This is a genomic window from Vibrio vulnificus CMCP6, assembly GCF_000039765.1.
GTDB lineage: Bacteria > Pseudomonadota > Gammaproteobacteria > Enterobacterales > Vibrionaceae > Vibrio > Vibrio vulnificus_B.
This window is the reverse complement of the sequence record NC_004460.2, coordinates 1,140,956-1,161,844: the sequence shown is the minus strand read 5'-3', so window position 1 is coordinate 1,161,844 and position 20,889 is coordinate 1,140,956. Positions and strand designations below refer to the sequence as shown.

Here is a 20,889-nt window from a genome sequence, read left to right as displayed (position 1 = left end):
TGCTTGTTGAATAACTACGCTTGTTGAGTAACTAAGCTTATTAAGTAACTAAAGCTTATTGAGTCATTAGGGTTATTTAGCCGAGACAAAGTTCTTGTTGATGATGTCGAGCAGCTCATCGCCAAACGAATTCGGGTTCAGCATGTTTTGCACCCCAAGAACAAATTTGCCTTCGCCAGGTTCCATCTCAGCAGATAAGTGCTTAGAGGAGACGATGATGTCGGTGCTGGCCAGTTTCGACTTGTAGTCAGAGACGGCGCATGAATCCATCACATGAGGAATGCCTTTTTTCTCTAGATATTTGCCGATCTTCATCTTCATCATCATCGAGGAGCCTTGACCGTTACCACACACGGCAAGAATGCTGACCGGGCGCACACCATCACTGGCTTTGATGGCTTGTTCTACCGCTTCAATGACGTCAGGCTCTTCACTGACCACGACCGTGCCTTGCGCATCTTCTTCTGAGCGCAGCTTGCGTGATGCAAAGAACATATAAACCAGAGAGAGGCCAACCAAGACAAAGAAGAACATTTTCGATGCAGAGAGACCTTGCATGATCGGTGGGAAGACCAGTGCCCAGTCTGCCATCCCCATCCAACCATTGAATTCGGTGCCTTGTTGGTTAAAGAGGTGGATAGCCCAAGCAGAGCCGACGACTTCGATAATGCCCATGACGAAACAGATCTTCATCACCGCTTTCCAGCCACCGAAGTGGTTGGCAAAAACACCGATGGTCGCGTTGGAGAAGAACATTGGGATAAAGCCTGGGATGATCATGATAGGCGCATCGAAGGCCAACATGGCCAGCACGGCGGTAAACTGACCCACAGCACCCCACATGAAACCAAACACCATTGCGTTAGGAGAGAAGGCGTAAATAGCAGCACAGTCAATCGCCAGTACGGCATTGGGGATGACCCGTTCAGAAATGCCTTTAAACGCTTCAGACAGCTCAGCCACGAACATGCGCACACCTGCCACGATGACTTGAATGGCAACCGCAAATTTCAAACCGGTTTCGAGAATGTAGATGCTCCAGTGGGTGCCGCCCGCCATGGCTTGCAGGTTATCCAAACCAAAAGACAATAAAATGATGCCGAAGAAGACGGTCATGACGATAGCGGTTGCCGCGATGCTGTCGTGGAAAATGTGCAGCCATTTCGGCAGTTCTAGATGATCGACGCTGTCATTTTTGTCACCCAGTTTGGGCGCTACTTTGGTGGCGATCCAAGAGGCTACTTGTTGTTGGTGACCAATCGAGAAGCCTGCGCCACCCGTCACTTCCTCCGTGGGTTTAAACATGATGTTGGATGAAATGCCCCAGTAGAGCGCCATCAGCACTGCCGAGTAGATGATGGTTTCCCACATGCTTGTACCAAGCACAAAGTAGAACACCGCAATCAAGCCCGCTTGCTGGAACATGATGTGACCAGTCAGCATGATGGTGCGGATCCCCGTGTAGCGACGGAACAGCACTAAAAGAATGTTGATACCCAGTGCAAGCAGCACCGTATAGCCAACCCAAGAATAATTGTCGCCCATGGTTTCCATGGTGGACATCATCGATGTGTAGGGATCGATGACAGAACCCGTTAGTCCATGAAACTCAGAAAGTTTGGAAATCACAGGTTTAAAGCCAGCGACGAGGGTACCCGCCCCAACTTGAACCAACATGAAACCGACGATCGTTTTGATCGAACCTTTGATGATGGTGGTGGTGTCTCTTCTTAGCAGCCAGTAGCCAATTAATGTCACTAAGCCCAGTAGCAACGGGGCTTTGGTCATGACTTGGCTGTAAAAAATATAGAAGATGTCGTATAAGAACTCCATATCTTTACCCCTTGATGGATTTGTATTTGTAATCGTTTGTAGGTCAGAGAGGATTCCTTTGTAGGGTAAGAATCTACTCAGTTATTGCTCACGAAATAAACTTTAACAATCAAAAGTAATCATGCAATGCTCATTTGTGATTATTTTGATTTTTGTCAATTTCGCCGCTTGGAAAAGGCAATAAATGGTATTTTGATCACATTGAAAAACATAAATGCCTTTAAATACAGTGGCTTAATAAAAATTGTGATGAGTTCGATATTTTATGAATACCTTGATTTGACAATCAAGAGCGTGATTAATAGAATCAAAATAAATCACAGGTAATCACCATGTAATCACTAGATAGACATTTCGGTGAATTTGAATTGAATAAGGTGATAGTTATGAATGAAGTGCAAAGGCACAACGGCATTCTCTCTCTGCTTGAAGAAAATCAGACGATTAACGTTGCGCACATCATTGAACGTTTTAATGTGTCGCCAGCGACGGCGCGACGCGACATTTCGAAGTTAGATGAGCTAGGCAAGTTACGCAAAGTACGTAATGGCGCAGAGCGTGTTGAAGCGAAAAAGAGAAAGTGGTCACCACTGAACATCAATAGCACTGAGCATTATGAAGAAAAGTCGCTCATTGCCATGCAAGCGGCGGAGCTCTGCCAACCGGGCGATAGTGTGGTGATCAACTGCGGTTCGACCGCATTCCTACTTGGGCAAAGGCTCTGTGGTCAGGATGTGCAAATTGTGACGAACTACTTTCCTTTGGCCAGCTATTTAATCAACGAAGATCATGACGACGTGATCATCATTGGTGGCCAATACAATCGCTCGCAAAACATCTTTCTTAATCCTGCGCCGAACTCGTTAGGCGGTTATGCGGGCAACTGGATGTTTACTTCTGGTAAAGGCCTGACGGAAGCGGGGTTATACAAAGCCGATATGCTGACCGCGGTCGCAGAGCAACAAATGCTAGAGCAAATCGACAAGTTAGTGGTGGTGGTCGATAGCTCGAAAGTGGGGCAGCGTACAGGCATGCTGTTCTGCCCAGCAGAGAAAATTGACATTTTGATCACCGGTAAAAGCGCGAATCCCGATGTCATCAAAGCGATAGAAGCAAAAGGGACGAAGGTCATTTTGGTGTAACGCGACCTCGTTTCTTTCTCAAATCACGAACACAATTCTGCTCAGTGCCTTAATCACCCATTAAGGCGCTTGGCTCCCTACATCCTAAATTTAATAAAAGTTGTGAAACAAGAAGGTGTTGCTATGAGTAAAGTAAATGAAATTACACGCGAGTCATGGATCCTAAGTACCTTTCCTGAATGGGGAACTTGGCTGAACGAAGAGATCGAAAATACAGTAGTAGAGCCGAATACATTCTCCATGTGGTGGCTGGGTTGTACTGGTATCTGGTTGAAAAGTGAGGGTAACACGAATATTTCCATCGATTTTTGGTGTGGAACGGGCAAAAAAACGCAAAAGAACGCCTTTATGAAAAACCAGCACCAAATGATGCGCATGGGAGGCGTGGAAGCACTGCAACCGAACTTACGTACAGCAATCTTCCCGCTTGATCCTTTTGCGATTAAAGAGATTGATGCCGTGTTGGCATCTCATGATCATGGTGATCATATTGACGTGAATGTCGCGGCGGCGGTGCTGCAAAACTGTGGTGAACACGTGAAGTTTATCGGCCCGCAAGCGTGTGTTGATCTTTGGATGGGATGGGGCGTGCCAGAAGATCGCTGTATCGTGGCCAAAGTCGGCGATGTGTTGGAAGTGGGCGATATGAAAATTCGTATCCTCGATTCGTTTGACCGCACAGCACTTGTGACCCTTCCTGAAGGCGTCTCTTCTTACGATAAAGAGATCTTAGATGGAATGGATAAACGTGCGGTGAACTACCTGATTGAAACCAGCGGTGGCTCCGTTTACCACTCGGGTGACTCTCATTACTCCAACTACTACGCAGCGCACGGCAATGAATACCAAATCGATGTGGCTTTATTGTCTTTTGGTGAAAACCCACGTGGTGTGACCGACAAAATGACCTCATCCGACATTCTACGTGCAGCGGAGTCGTTAGATTGTGAAGTCGTGGTGCCATTCCATCACGATATTTGGGCAAACTTCCAGAACGATCCGCGTGAGATTGAAGTGCTATGGAACATGAAAAAAGACCGCTTACAATACAAGTTTGCGCCGTTTTTCTGGCAAGTCGGTGGTAAGTACACCTTCCCAACCGATAAAGGCCGTATGCATTACCAACACTTCCGTGGCTTCAGTGACATCTTTAAAAATGAACCTGAGCTGCCTTACAAAGCGTTCCTCTAAGCAATCCAAACAAAGGGAGATGGCCACATCTCCCTTTTCGTTCACTCACACATGCAAAGCGGTGTAATCTGTATAACCTCGTTCATCGCCGCCAAACAGGGTTGCTCCATCCAGTTCTGCCAGAGGTTGTTGGTGCTTTAAGCGTGCCACCAAATCTGGGTTAGAAACAAAGGGGCGGCCAAAGGCCACTAAATCCGCATAGCCTTTCTCAAGTACCTCATCGGCTCTTGCTTGGGTGTAGCTGCCCGCAACGATGATGGTGTTGGTGAAGTATTCGCGCAGTTCGATGCGGAAACTTTCTGGAATCTCGGGTGCATCTTCCCAATCTGCTTCAGAGAGATGCAGATAAGCGATATCACGAGCTTGCAGTTGTTTTGAGGCTTCAAGAATGGTCGGCACGATGTCGGGGCAGTTCATGTCTTTAAAAGTGATAAAGGGTGCGAGCCTGACCCCTACTTTGTCGGCGCCGATGGCTTGGCTCACTGCATCAACCACTTGCAATAAAAAGCGAATGCGGTTTTCGCGTGAACCGCCGTATTGGTCTGTGCGGTGGTTGGAGTTGGTGCGTAAAAACTGGTCAATCAAATAACCGTTGCCGCCGTGGATCTCCACCCCGTCAAAACCCGCTTCAATCGCGCGTTTGGCGGCGTAGGCAAAATCACTAACAACACGGTCAATATCATCTTGGGTCATCGCTCGTGGCTCTACACAATCGACCATATTGCCGTTGCCTTGCTCATCGGCGATCCACACTTTAGTCTCCACTGGAGCAAGCGCAGACGGTGCGATGGGCTGTTCACCTTTTTGGAACACTGGGTGTGATACACGGCCTACATGCCAAAGCTGGCAGAACATGGCGGCGCCTTGTGATTTCACCGCTTGAGTGACTCTCTTCCAACCGGCCACTTGTTCATCGGTATAAACGCCGGGTGTGAACGAGTAGCCTTGTGAATCATCGGAAATCTGGGTCGCTTCAGAGATGATCAATCCCGCGCTTGCGCGCTGCTTGTAGTAAGTAGCCATCATTGCGTTGGGAATATTACCCGGTTGACTGGTGCGGGCTCGGGTCATCGGCGCCATCGCCACACGGTTTTGCAGATCAAGGTGTTTTAGTTGAGTTGGTTCAAACAGTTTGCTCATGATCGGTTCCTTATTTGAGTAGCGGTACGTGGGTTTTGTCGCTGACAGATTCCATCCAATCTTTCACAACGCTGTCCCATTGGATTTCTGCGGCACTGAAGAAGCCGCGTAAAATAGAAAACACAATCGCCTCATCAACCAAAGTAGCGTGCTGGTAAGAATCGAGATTCAACACGCTTTTCGCACGCTCGATGAGCGCTTCTACCTCTGTGGCAATGTTTGGTGTGTCTTGCAGAAGTGCATCCAAATTGAGTGCGTCAGTTTCCTTTTTCATCCGCCAAGCTTGGCGTGCAGACTGAGTGGCAAACTCTGGCAAATCCATATTTGACCAACGTGGGTAGCCGATTTTTTGCAGTGGAAGAAAGGCGCTTCGCTGCCAATCCAGCACCGATTCAGACGGTTGATGGCATTCTGACGATTGAGCGAGCTCGATAAAGTAAGCAATGATGTCCAAGCTTTCCGCGAGGGCTTGGCCGTCATTTTTAAGTAACAGCGGCACTTGTTTGGCCCCAATCAGATCGTTGGTGGTCGTGTCATCGTCGTAAGCGAGGTTTATGATCTCAAGTGGGATGTTGAGCATGCCCGCCACGTAGCGAACGCGAGCACAAAATGGGCAGTGTTGATAGATATAGAGTTTCATGTTTGTGTCCTAAAGAATATTGAGTGAATGTGGCCTAACCCAGCAGTGCGCCGCCATCGACATCAATGACGGTGCCGGTCATATAGCTGTTTTGAATGGCAAACAGATAGGCCATCGCGATGTCGCTGGCTTCACCGACTTTGCCAACGGGTAAATGGCTTTGTGTTCGTTGATACATGGCATCGCGGTCGTCGGCATTCATGCCTTTGTACGCCTCGGTTTTGGTTAAACCGGGGCTGATGGCGTTGACGCGGATCGGTGCCAGTTCTTTTGCCAAGACTTTCGTTGTGGCTTCAATGGCCGCATTGATGGCGGCTTTCACATAGGTGTTCGCCACCACTTTGCGTGACAACATGCCGGAGGTGAGAGTGATCGAGCCACCTTGTTTGAGGTAGCGAGCGCCATGTTTGGCAGCGAGCACGGCACCCCAGAATTTGGTATCAAAGGCATATTTGGCTTGGGTGACTTCAACATCCACGACCTTACCTGCTGGCGCGTATGAGCCCGCAGTGACGATTAGGTGGTCAAAAGCCCCGATAGTTTCGAAGTAGTGATACACCGATTTTTCATCGCTGATGTCGAGGCCAGTTTGGCGGCTGGCGACATGCACGATGGTGTGATCACTTTCCAGCTGTTTTGCCAACTCGGCGCCAATGCCGGAGGTGCCACCGAGCACCACATAAACGGTTTTGTCTGATCCCATCATTGTTCTCCCATTCGTTTCGATGGGCTCAGTATATTGATTAGACTTATTTTGATAATTGGTTAATATTTGAATTCATTGTTCATCTGAGCTGAATAATTGGAATAAGGGAGAGGACGTGGATAAGTTTTCCGATATGACGTTGTTTGTCAGCATCGTCAAAAACAAAGGGTTGGCTGCAGCAGGTCGAGAGCTGGGTTTATCGCCGGCCACCGTCACCGCTCGCTTGCAAGCCTTGGAAGATCGCTATGGGGTAAAACTGCTTAATCGCAGCACTCGTCATATTTCGTTAACCGACTCTGGCGCGATGTATCATCAAGCCTGTTTAGACATTATCGATAGCGTTATAGAGACCGAAAACCTGCTGCAAACAGGCAGTAAAGAAGTGCGGGGCACATTGAAAATCTCGGCCCCAAGGGACATCGGAAAGCAGCACATTAGCCCGATTATTTCTGCCTTTTCACAGAAATATCCGCAAGTTGTGCCCTACCTTTACCTCAATGATAACTTATCCAATTTAGCCGAATCTGGCTTGGACATTGTGATCCGCTATGGGGAACTGGCCGACAGTAACCTGATTTCGCGTAAGTTGGCGTCGAGCCGCCGCGTGTTGTGTGCTTCTCCGGCCTATTTGGCAAGAAAAGGCACACCATTGACGCCGCAGGATCTCGCTCATCACGACTGTTTAGCCATGGTGCGCAGCAACGAAGAGATGAAAACCTGGCACTTTCAAGATCACGATCAGCACAATGTGATTACCGTGGTGCCGAAGCGTTTTTCCGATGATGGGGAAGTGATTCGTCAATGGGCGCTGGATGGTGCTGGCATTGCGTTAAAGTCCGTGCTGGATGTGCAAGATGACATTGAGCAGCAGCGCCTTGTCACGCTGCTCAATGGTTACATGAAAAACTTCAACGCTTCCACCTCATCTGCTGGGGCGGATTTGAATGTGATTTATCTTAGCCGCCAGTACCAACCCAAGCGGATTCGATTGTTTATTGATTTCTTGCTAGCGCAGTTTCAAGCGCGATTTCCCGCCTCGTGACGCTGGGCCGTGCGTTGTTGGAACAAACGATAAATGGTGAACAGGTTGGTGACGATAAAGGTGCTCTCAACCAAGGAGCCACCGATTGAGCCAAGCCAAAGGTTGTGGCTCACCCAACAAAATGAGTTGAATAAAATTAGGCTGCGCAGGGCGATGCCTTGTTTGGAAAACAGTGCCCAAGTGGCAACGGAGGAACCAAACACGGTGATGAATTCAAAAAAGTGGCTCATGTTTGGCAGGGTCATCAGCCACATAAGAGCAATGAAGAACCACATCACTTTGCGTGATTGGGTTTTGATTGAGGCGAAACTGCGAATGCCATTAATGACCACGCCAATGGCCGCCACGGTTGCGCCCAGTAAGGCGAAATGAACGCCCATGATGAAACAAAACGCCATCATCTGATAGCGAAAGCGCAGGTCATCTTTCTGCCAGAAGGCCATCACGCCAACCAAAAATGCGATGCCGCCAATGCCTTGTGCTAACCCATTTTCCATCTAGGTTCCTTAACCACGTGAGTGAATGTGAATGCAAACGAATCAGCCCTCCACCGAGGGAGGGCTGGGCACTTTATTCAATCGCTAAAAGCGATTACTCATTTACAAGCGCAACCGCTTCGCGAGTTAGGCGTGCAAGCTCTTCCCAGTTACCTTCTTCGATCAGTTTCTTGTCTACCATCCAAGTTCCGCCACAGGCCAACACGCGTGGAATCGCTAAGTAATCTTTGATGTTCGCAGGGTTAATGCCACCTGTTGGCATTAGTTCGATGTCGGTGTAGGGCGCGAGCAGTGATTTCACCATGTTGATGCCGCCAGAAGCTTCTGCAGGGAAGAACTTCAAGGTGGTTAATCCCATTTCTAGCGCGGCTTCAACTGTGCTTGGGTTGTTCACACCCGGTACGATATCAATGCCGATTTCTTGGCACGCTTTAACGGTATTTGGGTTAAAGCCAGGCGATACGATAAAGGTTGCGCCGGCTTCTTTTGCTGCAATTGCTTGCTCGCGGTTTAGCACCGTACCTGCGCCAATCAGCATGTCTGGCTGGGTTTCACGCAGTAGACGAATCGCTTCTGCAGCCGCTGCTGAACGGAAGGTGATTTCAGCCGCTGGTAATCCGTTTTCTGCCAGTACTTTACCCAGTGGGATAATGTCTTCTGCTTTATCAATGGCGATAACTGGGATGACTTTCAGAGCTTTTAATTGTTCTTTAATACTAGACATGAATGTTCCTTAAACGACGCCAAGCGCCGGTTGTGTGAATGCTTTGGGAATGATGGCACCGCGATGTTGAATCACAGCACCTGCCAGTGCGTTGCCTCTTTGACATGAGGTCGCGAGATCGGCGCCAGCGAGGTATGCCGATAAAAAGCCACCATTGAATGAGTCGCCCGCCGATGTGGTGTCCACCACTTGGGCGACAGGTTGGGTTGGCACGGCTTGTGGAGCCAGAGCCGCGCCCGCCCCCTGATTTGTTGAGTCCTGAACCAAACAGCCATCTGCGCCGAGCTTGACGATGCATTTGCCCACACCAAGAGAGGTAAGGCGTTCAATGGTTTGCTCTGGTGTTTCGTCACCCCAGATCAATTGCTCATCATCAAAAGTCACCAAGGCAACGTCCGTCAGTTGATACATGGCTTGGTACACGTTTTTGACGGTTAGATTATTGTCTTGAGGCCACAATGCTGGGCGGAAATTACTATCAAAAGCGATTTCAACGCCTTGGGCTTTAAGCTCGACCAACAAATTAAGCAGTGAAATTCGGTCTTCCTCTGGCAAGATGGCCAAAGAGATACCGCTGAGAAACACTGCATCTACTTGAGTTAATGCTTGCTTAACCATTCCAAAGTTTGGATGTTGAAGTAAGTAACGCGCAGCTGATTGGTTACGCCAATATAGGAACGTACGCTCGCCTTGGTCATCAAGCTGAATCAGGTACAAACCCGGCGTGCGAGTCTCATCGCGTAGCACTAAGTCTGTTGAGACGCCTTCGTCTTGCCAGCGAGTCAGCATGCCCGTACTGATTGGGTCATTGCCAAGCGCCGTAACATAAGAGACTTTGACTTCATCAGGTTTGCTATTGGCTTCGCAGCCGCGGCTCAAATAAACCGCAGCGTTGAGCGTATCCCCACCAAATGTTTGATGCATTGAGCCGAACGGTTTGCCATTCAACTCAATCATACATTCACCAATAATGGCGATGTGCTTCATTGGTTACACCCTCTCTTCAAAGTAGCGTTTTGCGTTACCAAAACAGATGTCTTCGACCATAGGGCCAAGCAACGATAAGTCATTTGGAACTTCGCCGTTCTCTGCCCAACGACCGACCATGTCACACAGGATGCGGCGGAAGTATTCGTGGCGGGTGTAAGACAAGAAGCTGCGCGAGTCCGTTAACATGCCGACGAATTGGCTGAGCAAACCAAGTTGAGAAAGCTGTTCCATTTGGCGTTGCATGCCGTCTTTCTGGTCGTTGAACCACCAACCCGAGCCAAACTGCACTTTGCCCGCGATGCCGCCACCTTGGAAGTTACCAATCATGGTTGCCATCATTTCGTTATCACGAGGGTTCAAACAGTAAAGAATAGTACGAGGCAGCTCGTTGGTTTGGTCCATTTCATCCAGTAGATGTGCCAGCTCAAAAGCAAATGGGCGATCGCCAATCGAGTCAAAACCTGCATCAGCACCTAGTAGTTGGAACATGCGTGTGCTGTTGTTGCGCTGCGCGCCAATATGAAGCTGCATGACCCAGCCCAATTGCGCGTAGCGTTTGCCGAGCCAAACTTGAACCGCGGTAGAGAACTGCGCACATTCAAGCTCTGACAATACCTCGCCATTTAAACGACGAGCCAATAACACATCTAAATCAGCCTCGCTTGGGATCGGCGCGTAACGGACGATCTCAATGCCGTGGTCTGCCGCACGACAGCCATGTGCATCGAAGTGTGCCAAACGTTTATCGAGTGCACTCAATAAATCATCAAAGCGGCGGATCTCAATGTCTGCTACTTCGCCCAGTTTGTGCATGTAATCCGCAAACAGGTCCAATTCAATCTTGAACGCTTTATCCGGACGCCAACTCGGCAGCACTTTAACGTTAAAGGTGTCGTCTTCTGCGATCGTTTTATGGTGCTTTAGTGAATCAATAGGGTCATCGGTCGTGCCCGCCATGACGACGTTCATTTGCTGCATGATGCCACGAGCCGTAAATTCAGGTGTCGCAAGCAGCTCATTGCATTGGTGCCAAATTTGGTCAGCGGTGTCTGGGCTAAACAGCGTATTGGTAATGCCGAATGGGCGACGCAATTCTAAGTGCGTCCAGTGGTAAAGCGGGTTGCCCAACGTTTGAGGAACCGTCTTCGCCCACGCCATGTATTTGTCGTAATCGCTCGCATCACCCGTAATCAAACGCTCTTCAATGCCTGCTGAGCGCATACCACGCCATTTGTAGTGATCGCCTTCAAGCCAGATTTGACCCAAGTTATCGAACTGGCGATTTTGTGCAACTTCCGCTGGATTTAGGTGGCAATGGTAATCATAAATTGGCTGGTGGCAAGCATGCTCATGATACAAGCGGCGTGCAGTTTCGTTTGAGAGTAAAAAGTCTTCACACAAGAAATTCTTCATCGTTAACTCCTATTACAGCGCAGCGACGGTGGCACGAGCACCGTGATCAATCAGCGATTGGTAAGCGCTGCTCACCGCATCAATCACTTGTGGATTTTGACCAAGCTCTGCAGGGAAGATGGTTTCAACTGAGAGCAACGCAGGCACGACAGAAACGTTCAAGCCGTGTTGATCGCAGATCTGACGTAGTGTTTCTGCCATCGGATCGCGAACATCAATGTCGTTGCCTTGCTCGTCTACGCCGGATACGTAGCGCATCCAACCTGCAATCGCTGTTGCTAACCAAGAGAAGTTAGAACCTTGAGCAAGATGGAATCGTAAGCTGCCGCCCATGCGTTGTGGGATCTTCTGGCTGCCATCCATCGCGATTTGCCATGTTTTGTGTTTCAAGCTTGGGTTAGTGAAGCGCTCGATAAGCAGCTTGGCGTAGCCTTCTAGATCGGTGCCTTCTGGCATGGTCAGCGAAGGGGCTTGCGCTTGCATCATCATGTCGAATGCCGCTTTGCGGTAGCCTTCGTCTGTCATGGTGTCAGAGATGTGCGCGTAACCACCAAGGTAACCTAGGTAGGCTAGGAACGAGTGGCTACCATTGAGCATGCGCAGTTTCATTTCTTCGTAAGGCACAACGTCGGCAACAAATTCGGCGCCAGCCACGCTCCAATCTGGACGACCTGCCACGAAGTTATCCTCGATAACCCATTGGCGGAAAGGTTCACAAGCGATACCACATGGATCTTCACAACCTAGTAGCTCAGCGATTTCGGTCAACGTCTCTTCGGTTGCTGCTGGCACAATGCGGTCAACCATGGTGCAAGGGAAGGTAACGTTGGTTTCGATCCAGTCGCGCAATTCTGGGTCAAGCAGTTGAGCGAATTCCAGTACCGCTGCTTTTGCGACGTGACCGTTCTCTTGCACGTTATCGCAAGACATCACGGTAAATGGCGTTAGGCCGCGTTCACGGCGCATCTTCAGTGCTTGCACGATGTAACCCAAGGCTGATTTTGGCTCTGTTGGGTTGGCAAGGTCAGCAATGACTAGCGGGTTGTTTTTATCAAGCGTGCCCGTCGCAGGGTCAGCGCAGTAGCCTTTCTCGGTAATCGTCATTGAAACGATCGCCACTTGTGGCTCGGCCATTTTTTCTAACACAGCTTCGATGCTGTCCAAATGTGGGTGCAGTGATTCCGTCACCGAGCCAATCACTTTGACTTCGGTCGATTGTGCGCCTTTCTCTGCCACCGTGTAGAGGTGATCTTGCGCGCGCAGCGATTGAATTAACTCTTCACCGCCAAATAGGTTGATTTCACAAATGCCCCAATCCGAGCTCGTTTTGCTCAGCATTTCATGGGTGAACAGTGCTTGGTGCGCGCGGTGGAAAGCACCGAAACCAAGGTGAATAATACGGCTTTTGAGCGTTGAACGGTCGTAATCTGGCAGCGAAACAGCAGCATTTAGGGTAGAGTTTGCAATGGTTTTCATTTTATTTCCCTTCTCCCGCAGAGTGCTCTGCGGGATGATTCATTGAAAGAGTTAGTAGCCTAGGACCAGTTTTGGTAAGAACAGACTGAGTTCAGGAATAAAGGTCACCGCCATTAGTGCCGCAATCAGTGCAACGTAGAATGGCAGCAGCGGCTTGATCACTTTGTCGATGGCAACGTTCGCTACAGAACAACCGATGAACAACGCACTACCAACCGGTGGAGTACAGATACCGATCGCCAAGTTGAAGGTCATCATGATGCCGAAGTGAACCGGGTCGATGCCCATATCCAGCGCGATTGGCAGGAAGATCGGCGTGAAGATCAGTACCGCTGGCGTCATATCCATGAAGATGCCGACAATCAGCAAGATGATGTTGATGATGAGCAGAATCATCATTGGGTTGTCAGAGATCGCCAGCAGCGCATCGGCAATCATGTATGGAATGTCGGCATTTGCCATCGCCCAAGACATGCCCATAGAAGCGCCAACCAACAGCAAAACAATCGATGTGGTGACGGCAGATTCCAAAATGATCTTAGGAAGGTCTCGCCATTTCACTTCGCGATACACCAACACCGCCAAAACAAAGGTGTAGACCACGGCGATGGCAGAGGCTTCGGTAGCCGTAAAGATACCGCCGATGATGCCACCCATGATGACCACAATCAGAGCCAGTGAAGGCGCCGCTTTTAGAAATGTATCCCAAACCATCGCTAGCGTTGGGCGAGCAGCAATTGGGTAACCACGACGTTTGGCGATGATCCCTGCCACCACCATGATGCTCAGACCCATCAAGATGCCCGGAATGTAACCAGCGAGGAACAGCGCCGCGATAGAGGTACCGCCAGAGACTAACGAGAACACGATCAAGGTGTTACTTGGCGGGATCAACAAACCCGATGGACAAGAAGTGATGTTTACCGCGGCAGAAAAGTTTTCATCGTAGCCATCTTTCTTTTGCAAAGGCGACATAGTGCCGCCAACCGCTGCGGCAGATGCGACGGCTGAGCCAGAAATTGAGCCAAACATCATGTTCGCCATCACGTTCACGTGCGCTAGGGAACCAGGCAGACGGCCACCTAACACTTTGGCAAAGTTAATCAGGCGGAGTGCAATACCACCTTGGTTCATAATGTTGCCCGCCAAGATAAAGAACGGGATAGCCAGCAGAGCAAAGTTATCAAGACCCGCCGCCATGCGCTGAGCGACAACCGCAATCGCAGGCTCTAATGGTAGGCCCATTAAAATGGTTGCCAGTGAAGAAAGACCAATGGCGAAGGAAACCGGTACACCAATTGCCAGTAATACAGCGAAGCTGCCAAATAAGGTAAGAATTAATTGCCATTCCATTGTGGAACCCTCTAAGAATCAAGTTGTGAGTCGGTGACTAGGGTTTCACCAGACATTAATTGTTTGACGCGCTCATAAGCGAAAATCACGGAATAAAAGATCATCAGTGCGCCACTGATAGGCAGGCAGAAATAGATGTAGCCCATCTCTAAGCCCAATGCCGGGGTTAGCTGGCCAGTGGCCAATGTTTTGAGTGCTAATTGTGTTCCGCCGTGGACTAACACCACATAAGAGAAGAGCGCAATGGCCACTTGGATGACGATTTCATTCACCAGTTTTTTCTTGCCTTTGAGTTTCATCGTCAAAAGGTCAATGGCGAGGTGACGTTTGAGACCTGTGGTGTAAGCGGCACCAATAAGCGCCACCCACATAAAGAGATAGCGAGCCAGTTCATCCGTGACGGTGCTTGGTTTACCGAGTACGTAGCGTGAAAGCACCTGCCAAACCACGCAGAAGACAAGAAAGGTCGAAAGAGAGACAGTAAATGCTGCCAACCCCCTGTTGATATACGTGACCAATTTATTCATTTTCATTTCCTTAAAGTAAACACGCGGACTGCATAACAATTGGTTTACCAATGTGGGCGGGCGTATTTGTGTAGGGTCTCAAAATAGGCATGTTGTTCTGAGTGGATTATAAGTTAGGCGATTTGGTTGTCACGTGAGCGGCTTCACAAATAGATTGGTTAACCAATTTGAGGGTGATTAGTGTGATTTTGGTCAATCAATTTGCTTTTTTGTTTTGACGGTTGCTTTTTTGATCGCCAATAATGGCTTCGAAACAAGAAATACCGTTTAAAAACTAAAAATACCCTACACATTGGACAACCAATCCACGGAGACAAGAACAATGATGACGCGTAAGACTCTAATAAGTGCCCTTGTCGGTGCTGCAATGACCTTCGGCGCCACTGCGTCTGCTTATGCTGCGACCACTTTGAAACTCAGTCACAACCACCCACGTGACCACGCGGTGCACAAAGCAATGGATTACATGGCAAAAGAAGTACGTGAGTTAACGGGTGGGGAAGTACGCATTCGTATTTATCCTGATGCTCAGCTAGGCACACAACGTGAATCGATGGAGCTGATGCAAAACGGCGCTCTGGATATGGTGAAGAGCAACGCGGCAGAACTGGAAGCGTTCTCGCCTGCTTACTCAGCCTTTAACTTACCGTACTTGTTCCGTGATAAAGAGCATTACTACAAAGTGACCGATGGTGAAGTTGGCCGTGAGATTCTTAACTCTTCTGCCCAAAGTGGCTTTATTGGCGTGACCTACTACGATGCGGGTGCACGTAGCTTCTACACCAGCAAGCCGGTTAACACTCCTGCGGATCTCAAAGGTTTGAAAGTACGCGTGCAGCCAAGCCCATCCGCGATTGCGATGGTGAAAGCCCTGGGCGGTAACCCCACACCACTGGCCTACGGTGAGCTATACACCGCACTACAGCAAGGCGTGGTGGATGCTGCGGAAAACAACATCCCATCGTTCAGCTTGAGCCGTCACAGCGAAGTCTCAAAATTCTTCAGCTTGGATGAGCACACCATGGTGCCGGATGTGCTGGTTATCTCGACCAAAACTTACGACAAGCTGACGCCTGAGCAGCAACAAGCGTTGATGAAAGCCGCCGCAGATTCTTCAGAATATATGAAGAAATTGTGGGCAGAATCGGAAGCCAAAGAGCGCGCGAAAGCAGAAAAAATGGGCGTGACATTTGTTGAACCCAATAAAGCAGCCTTTGTGGAAGCTGTTCAACCAATGTATCAAGAGATTGAAAAGAACAATCCTCAATTAAATCAACTTGTTGAGCGAATCAAAGCAGTACAGTAATTAAAAAAAATCGTCGTAATTGTAAAATAAAAACAAGGTGTTACCACATTCTGGTACATATAGGTTGACCAATTATAATTGGTCGTTATGATGGCGTGAGTAGTTAGATGGAATATAGTGACAATATCATCATGATGCCTTTTGAACCGAAAAGACCGTATCAAGAGATAGGCTTAGTACTGAGAAAAGAGTTGATCAACGGCCACTATAAAGTGGGGGATCGATTACCGCCAGAACGCGATATTGCTGAACGTTTAGACGTTAGCCGTACCGTGGTGCGTGAAGCGATCATCATGTTGGAACTGGAAAACTTAGTCGAAGTGAAAAAAGGTTCTGGTGTTTACGTCATTAATATTCCTTCTAAAAATAACGCTCGTGAGAACGTGATCAGCGATGACGCAGGTCCGTTCGAAATGCTCCAAGCGCGTCAGTTGCTCGAAAGCAATATCGCCGAATTTGCTGCCACGCAAGTGACGCCGGGAGACATCGTGAAAATGCGTGCCGCACTTAAGCTCGAACGAGATGAGCTGGCCAGTGGCACGGAAGATTGTAACGGTGATGAGAAGTTTCACATGTGCATTGCAGAGGCCACACAAAACTCTGTGCTGGTGGACATGTTGAGACAATCATGGGAACGACGCGAAAAAAGCCCGATGTGGAAAAAACTGCATTCTCACATCAGCAGTCAAGACTATCGTGAAGAGTGGCTTGATGATCACGCAAAAATCTTAGCGGCATTACAGCGCAAAGATCCTATCGCCGCCAAAAATGCCATGTGGCAGCACCTTGAAAACGTAAAACAGCGCCTGTTGGAACTGTCTGACGTCGACGATCCTAATTTCGATGGTTACCTTTTCAGCTCAAACCCTGTGGTGTTACTGAGCGCAGAAAAAGTGTAACCACCTTGCCAGCTTCGGCTGGTTCTCGTCAGCGCAGCCGCCTTGCCGCGGCTGCATATTAAGAAGTCGTTGTGCATTTAGCTTGAAGAATTTGAGCGGGCTAAGTGCGTCTTAAAAAAGGTGAGTGTCATGGAACAAACTTGGCGTTGGTACGGCCCGAATGATCCGGTTTCGCTAGACGATATTCGTCAAGCGGGCGCAACAGGCATTGTGAATGCCTTGCACCACATCCCAAATGGGGAAGTGTGGTCAAAAGAAGAGATTTTAAAACGTAAAGCCATCATCGAAGCGAAGGGCTTAACGTGGTCAGTGGTTGAAAGTGTGCCAGTTCACGAAGAAATCAAAACTCAGACGGGCAACTTCCAACAATGGATCGACAACTACAAGCAAACCCTGCGTAACCTTGCAGAGTGTGGTATCGACACCGTTTGCTACAACTTTATGCCGGTGCTTGACTGGACGCGCACCGACTTAGAATTTGAAATGCCTGATGGCTCTAAAGCGCTGCGTTTTGACCAAATCGCCTTTGCGGCATTTGAGCTGCACATTCTTAAGCGTCCGGGCGCGGAAGCGGATTACACCGAAGCGGAACAAGCGCAGGCATTGGAATACTTCAACAACATGTCTGAAGCGCAAATCCAGCAGCTCACCAGCAACATTATTGCAGGCTTGCCGGGCGCAGAAGAAGGCTACACCTTGGAAGAGTTCCAAGCGCAACTCGACCGCTACGCGGGCATTAGCAAAGACAAACTGCGTGAGCATATGGCGTATTTCTTGTCGCAACTGATGCCTGTGTGTGAGGCGCACGGCTTGAAACTCGCGGTGCACCCAGACGATCCACCGCGCCCAATTCTTGGCTTGCCGCGTATCGTTTCAACCATCGAAGACATCGATTGGTTGACCGAAAAAGTGCCAAGCAAAATGAACGGTTTGACCATGTGTACCGGCTCTTACGGTGTGCGTGGTGACAATGACCTAGTAAAGATGATCAAAAAGCACGGCGAGCGCATTTACTTCACCCACTTGCGTTCCACCAAGCGTGAAGAAAGCAACCCGATGACGTTCCACGAAGCGGCGCACCTGGATGGCGATGTGGATATGTACAACGTGGTGATGGCGATTCTGGATGAAGAACAGCGCCGCGCAGAAGTGGGCGACCATCGTTTGATTCCAATGCGCCCGGATCACGGCCACCAAATGTTGGATGACTTGAAGAAGAAAACCAACCCAGGCTACTCCGCTATTGGTCGCTTGAAAGGTTTGGCTGAAGTTCGCGGTTTAGAGATGGCACTAAAACGCGCGTTCTACACTAAGTAACGATTTACAATGTAAAACCATTTTTAAAAGCGCAGGGTTTCGGCTCTGCGCTTTCTTGTTTTTGCCGCACGATTCTCAGACTACGCTTGGTTTGAACTTCTAAAATGGGATGGTTCGTCCTCTAGATTGTGGTAAAGTCCGCGCCTGCGATTTACTTCATCTATATTGTTTTACTGCCTCTTCAACCAAAAGCACAAGGTTAAGCTAATGCCATTTTCTACTCTCTCATTGAGTTCTGAGCTGATTCACGCACTGCCAAAAGACTTCAAGAAACCGACCGATATTCAAGCGTTGGCCATTCCTGAGCTGTTGGCTGGTCAAGATCTACTGGCTTTGGCAAATACGGGCAGCGGCAAAACCCTTGCGTATGGTTTGCCTTTGTTGGAAAAGCTAGGTGTCAATCCAGAGCAAAAAGCGCTGATTTTGGTACCAATACGCGAGCTAGCAACGCAAGTGAGCGAGGCAATTAACCAAGTTGGTCAAGCGCTTGGCCTTAACGCGGTGTGTTTGTGCGGTGGTGTGGATAAAGAGCAGCAACTGCAAGCACTAGCGACAAATCCTCACATTCTTGTTGCCACAACCGGCCGTTTGGTTGATCTGGCAAACAACGGTTTGGACCTAAGCAATATCCATTACCTAGTATTGGATGAGGCGGATCGTTTGCTGAATATGGGCTTTTGGCCTGACGTACAAAATATTGCAGGGCAGATTTCAAATCAGCGTCAAACCGCAATGTTCTCGGCAACCTTTTCAGATGAGTTGAAGGGTAAAGCGAAGCTGCTTATGCAGGCACCAAAGCAGGTGGCTGCGCATCAAGAAAACAGCACCAACCAAGATATTGCTGAAACGCTGTACCTCGTCAACAAAGGCAGTAAAACCAAGGCATTGATTGAACTGATTCAAAAAAACGCGTGGACTCAGGCGTTAGTCTTTATTGGCGCGAAAGAGAACGCCGATGGTTTGGCGAAGAAGCTGAATAAAGCGGGCATCTCAACCAATGCATTGCACGGTGACAAGAGCCAAGCAGAGCGAGAAGCAGCATTGGCGCAGTTTAAATCTGGGCAAACTCAGGTGCTGATTGCGACCGATTTATTAGCACGCGGCATTCACATTGAACAACTGCCCGTGGTGATCAACTTCGAACTGCCGATGCATGCAGAAACTTATGTTCACCGAGTAGGGCGCACCGCCCGAGCAGGTGAGCAAGGCGTGGCGTTGTCATTGGTTTGCCACGGCGAAATGGACGCACTCAGCGCGATTCGCCACCTCACTCAACGTGAGTTGCCTGTGCAAGATTTGGAAGGGTTTCCAGTTACAGACAAACCGTCGACAGGCGAGAGCAAACGCGCGCCACGCGACAAAAAAGCCAATCGCCGTACGCAAAATAAAAAGAGCGTTAAGCAGTTTCAAAGTAAGGCGAAGCGCCCAGCGCCTAAAAGTAAGTAAACAAAAAGAACCCAATAAACAAAAAGCCACGCCTCAATGCGAGAAGCGTGGCTTTTTCATTTATCGTTGGTACGACTAGCTTAGCGCTTGTTTAATTCGTATCAAGGCTTGATCTAATGTACCTACTGGGCAGCCTAGATTAAGTCGAACAAACCCCGCTCCCTCTTTACCAAAAGCAATGCCCATGCTTGGGACAAGCCCCGCTGAGACAAACTTTTGTTCTATCTCAGTGTCAGTTAAGTTAAGTACACGACAGTCTAACCAAGCCAAATAGCCGGCTTGTGGCGCAACAAACTTCACCTCTGGCAGTTCCGTTTGTACAAACCGCTCAAGTTTGGCGATGTTAGCGCGCAGGTAGTCTTTTAAGTCCACTAACCAATCAGAGCACTCTTGATAAGCAATTGTCGCGGCACTCATTGAGAGACTGTTGAACACGTCCATGCCATGCGCATCTAGCCTGCGAGTAAACTGCGCTCGAAGTGATTCATCTGGAATCATAAAGTTAGAGATTCGCAGTGACGACAAACCAAACGTCTTACTGGCTGCCGTTGCCACAATCAGGCGTTGAGTGAGCGCTTGTGGTAGACGCAAAGCAGAGTAGTATGGCGCATCGCCAACCACCAAATCGCCCCATATTTCATCACTCAGCAGCCAGACTTGGTATTGCTCACACAGTTCGGCAACCTTTGTGATTTCGCTTTCAGACCAAACTCGCCCCGTTGGGTTATGTGGATTGCAGAAGATCATTGCTTTTGCGCCATTAGCAAAGCAGGTTTCGAGATGATCAAAGTCGAGTTGATAGTCGCCTTCGGTTTCCGTCAGTGGGTTCTCAACCACAACGCGATCGTTGAATTCAATGATCTTACGGAAAGAACCGTAACCCGGACTTTGCATCACAATGCCATCGCCTGTTTCGGTGAGCATTTGCAATGCCATTGCGAGCCCAGGAAGTACGCCATGTACTGTGGTGATCCACTCACGCTCAACACAGGTATCATGCTGATTTCGATACCAGTCGATAGTCGCTTGGTAGTACGCATCATCGCGTTCCGCGTAACCAAAGATCCCATGCTCAACTCGCTGTTGTAGTGCGTCTAACACCACTTGCGGCGCTTTAAAATCGTAATCGGATACCCACATCGGAAGTAAATCCGTCCCAGTCAATCCCAGCTTTTGTTGTATAAAGTCCCACTTTAAAGAGCCACTTTCCTTGCGGTTCAGAATTTGGTCGAAAGCGTTCATCAATG

At 49.0% G+C, this 20,889-nt stretch carries 19 protein-coding genes; 7 read left to right on the top strand and 12 right to left on the bottom strand.

The window, feature by feature from the left end:
• Nucleotides 1-72: 72 nt before the first annotated feature.
• Nucleotides 73-1,833 (bottom strand): PTS ascorbate-specific subunit IIBC, encoded by a 1,761-nt coding sequence (locus VV1_RS20180; RefSeq protein WP_011081980.1) that lies wholly within the window; start codon nt 1,831-1,833, stop codon nt 73-75.
• A 386-nt stretch (nt 1,834-2,219) separates the two neighbouring features.
• Here VV1_RS20180 and ulaR point away from each other — a divergent pair, with 386 nt between their 5' ends.
• Both ulaR and ulaG read left to right on the top strand, forming a co-directional pair.
• Complete coding sequence (gene ulaR, locus VV1_RS20170; RefSeq protein WP_011081979.1) at nt 2,220-2,975, top strand: HTH-type transcriptional regulator UlaR; 756 nt, start codon at nt 2,220-2,222, stop codon at nt 2,973-2,975.
• A gap of 123 nt (nt 2,976-3,098) precedes the next feature.
• Nucleotides 3,099-4,166 (top strand): L-ascorbate 6-phosphate lactonase, encoded by a 1,068-nt coding sequence (gene ulaG, locus VV1_RS20165; protein ID WP_011081978.1) that lies wholly within the window; start codon nt 3,099-3,101, stop codon nt 4,164-4,166.
• 45 nt (nt 4,167-4,211) lie between these two features.
• Here the strand turns inward: ulaG and VV1_RS20160 are convergent, their stop codons facing one another.
• The 3 genes from VV1_RS20160 to VV1_RS20150 are packed head-to-tail and all read right to left on the bottom strand — an operon-like array spanning nt 4,212 to nt 6,649.
• On the bottom strand, nt 4,212-5,306 hold the full coding sequence (locus VV1_RS20160) for an alkene reductase (RefSeq protein WP_011081977.1): 1,095 nt from the start codon (nt 5,304-5,306) through the stop codon (nt 4,212-4,214).
• A 10-nt stretch (nt 5,307-5,316) separates the two neighbouring features.
• Nucleotides 5,317-5,946 carry a GrxB family glutaredoxin gene (locus VV1_RS20155; protein WP_011081976.1) on the bottom strand — a complete coding sequence of 210 codons (630 nt, stop codon included), beginning with the start codon at nt 5,944-5,946 and terminating at the stop codon, nt 5,317-5,319.
• A 34-nt stretch (nt 5,947-5,980) separates the two neighbouring features.
• On the bottom strand, nt 5,981-6,649 hold the full coding sequence (locus VV1_RS20150) for an SDR family oxidoreductase (protein WP_043921190.1): 669 nt from the start codon (nt 6,647-6,649) through the stop codon (nt 5,981-5,983).
• A gap of 118 nt (nt 6,650-6,767) precedes the next feature.
• On the opposite strand from VV1_RS20150, the gene VV1_RS20145 reads away from it, so the two are divergent.
• On the top strand, nt 6,768-7,694 hold the full coding sequence (locus VV1_RS20145) for a LysR family transcriptional regulator (protein WP_011081974.1): 927 nt from the start codon (nt 6,768-6,770) through the stop codon (nt 7,692-7,694).
• Here the strand turns inward: VV1_RS20145 and VV1_RS20140 are convergent.
• The 7 genes from VV1_RS20140 to VV1_RS20110 all read right to left on the bottom strand — a co-directional run bounded on the left by VV1_RS20140 (nt 7,670) and on the right by VV1_RS20110 (nt 14,674).
• On the bottom strand, nt 7,670-8,191 hold the full coding sequence (locus VV1_RS20140) for a YgjV family protein (protein WP_011081973.1): 522 nt from the start codon (nt 8,189-8,191) through the stop codon (nt 7,670-7,672). The genes VV1_RS20145 and VV1_RS20140 overlap by 25 nt on opposite strands.
• A gap of 94 nt (nt 8,192-8,285) precedes the next feature.
• Nucleotides 8,286-8,915 carry a bifunctional 4-hydroxy-2-oxoglutarate aldolase/2-dehydro-3-deoxy-phosphogluconate aldolase gene (locus VV1_RS20135; RefSeq protein WP_005477517.1) on the bottom strand — a complete coding sequence of 210 codons (630 nt, stop codon included), beginning with the start codon at nt 8,913-8,915 and terminating at the stop codon, nt 8,286-8,288.
• A 9-nt stretch (nt 8,916-8,924) separates the two neighbouring features.
• Entirely contained in the window at nt 8,925-9,902 is a 978-nt protein-coding gene (locus VV1_RS20130) for a sugar kinase (RefSeq protein WP_011081972.1), read from the bottom strand.
• Nucleotides 9,903-9,905: 3 nt separating this feature from the next.
• Entirely contained in the window at nt 9,906-11,318 is a 1,413-nt protein-coding gene (gene uxaC / locus VV1_RS20125) for a glucuronate isomerase (RefSeq protein WP_011081971.1), read from the bottom strand.
• 12 nt (nt 11,319-11,330) lie between these two features.
• Nucleotides 11,331-12,794, bottom strand: coding sequence for a mannitol dehydrogenase family protein (locus VV1_RS20120; RefSeq protein WP_011081970.1), 1,464 nt, complete (start codon nt 12,792-12,794; stop codon nt 11,331-11,333).
• Nucleotides 12,795-12,845: 51 nt separating this feature from the next.
• Nucleotides 12,846-14,147 (bottom strand): TRAP transporter large permease, encoded by a 1,302-nt coding sequence (locus tag VV1_RS20115; protein ID WP_005461370.1) that lies wholly within the window; start codon nt 14,145-14,147, stop codon nt 12,846-12,848.
• A gap of 11 nt (nt 14,148-14,158) precedes the next feature.
• Complete coding sequence (locus tag VV1_RS20110; protein ID WP_005461368.1) at nt 14,159-14,674, bottom strand: TRAP transporter small permease; 516 nt, start codon at nt 14,672-14,674, stop codon at nt 14,159-14,161.
• A gap of 322 nt (nt 14,675-14,996) precedes the next feature.
• Between VV1_RS20110 and VV1_RS20105 the strand changes: the two genes are divergently transcribed.
• The 4 genes from VV1_RS20105 to VV1_RS20090 all read left to right on the top strand — a co-directional run bounded on the left by VV1_RS20105 (nt 14,997) and on the right by VV1_RS20090 (nt 19,642).
• Nucleotides 14,997-15,980: a TRAP transporter substrate-binding protein gene (locus VV1_RS20105; protein ID WP_011081968.1), complete on the top strand. Its 984-nt coding sequence runs from the start codon at nt 14,997-14,999 to the stop codon at nt 15,978-15,980.
• Nucleotides 15,981-16,087: 107 nt separating this feature from the next.
• Entirely contained in the window at nt 16,088-16,879 is a 792-nt protein-coding gene (locus VV1_RS20100; protein ID WP_011081967.1) for an FCD domain-containing protein, read from the top strand.
• A 129-nt stretch (nt 16,880-17,008) separates the two neighbouring features.
• Nucleotides 17,009-18,196, top strand: a complete 1,188-nt coding sequence (gene uxuA / locus VV1_RS20095; RefSeq protein ID WP_011081966.1) for a mannonate dehydratase — start codon at nt 17,009-17,011, stop codon at nt 18,194-18,196.
• Between the two features lie 207 nt (nt 18,197-18,403).
• The gene (locus VV1_RS20090) at nt 18,404-19,642 is read left to right on the top strand and encodes a DEAD/DEAH box helicase (protein WP_011081965.1); all 1,239 of its coding nucleotides are present in this window, start codon (nt 18,404-18,406) and stop codon (nt 19,640-19,642) included.
• Between the two features lie 75 nt (nt 19,643-19,717).
• On the opposite strand, the gene VV1_RS20085 is transcribed toward VV1_RS20090, so the two are convergent.
• The gene (locus tag VV1_RS20085; RefSeq protein ID WP_011081964.1) at nt 19,718-20,884 is read right to left on the bottom strand and encodes a MalY/PatB family protein; all 1,167 of its coding nucleotides are present in this window, start codon (nt 20,882-20,884) and stop codon (nt 19,718-19,720) included.
• Nucleotides 20,885-20,889: the final 5 nt, after the last annotated feature.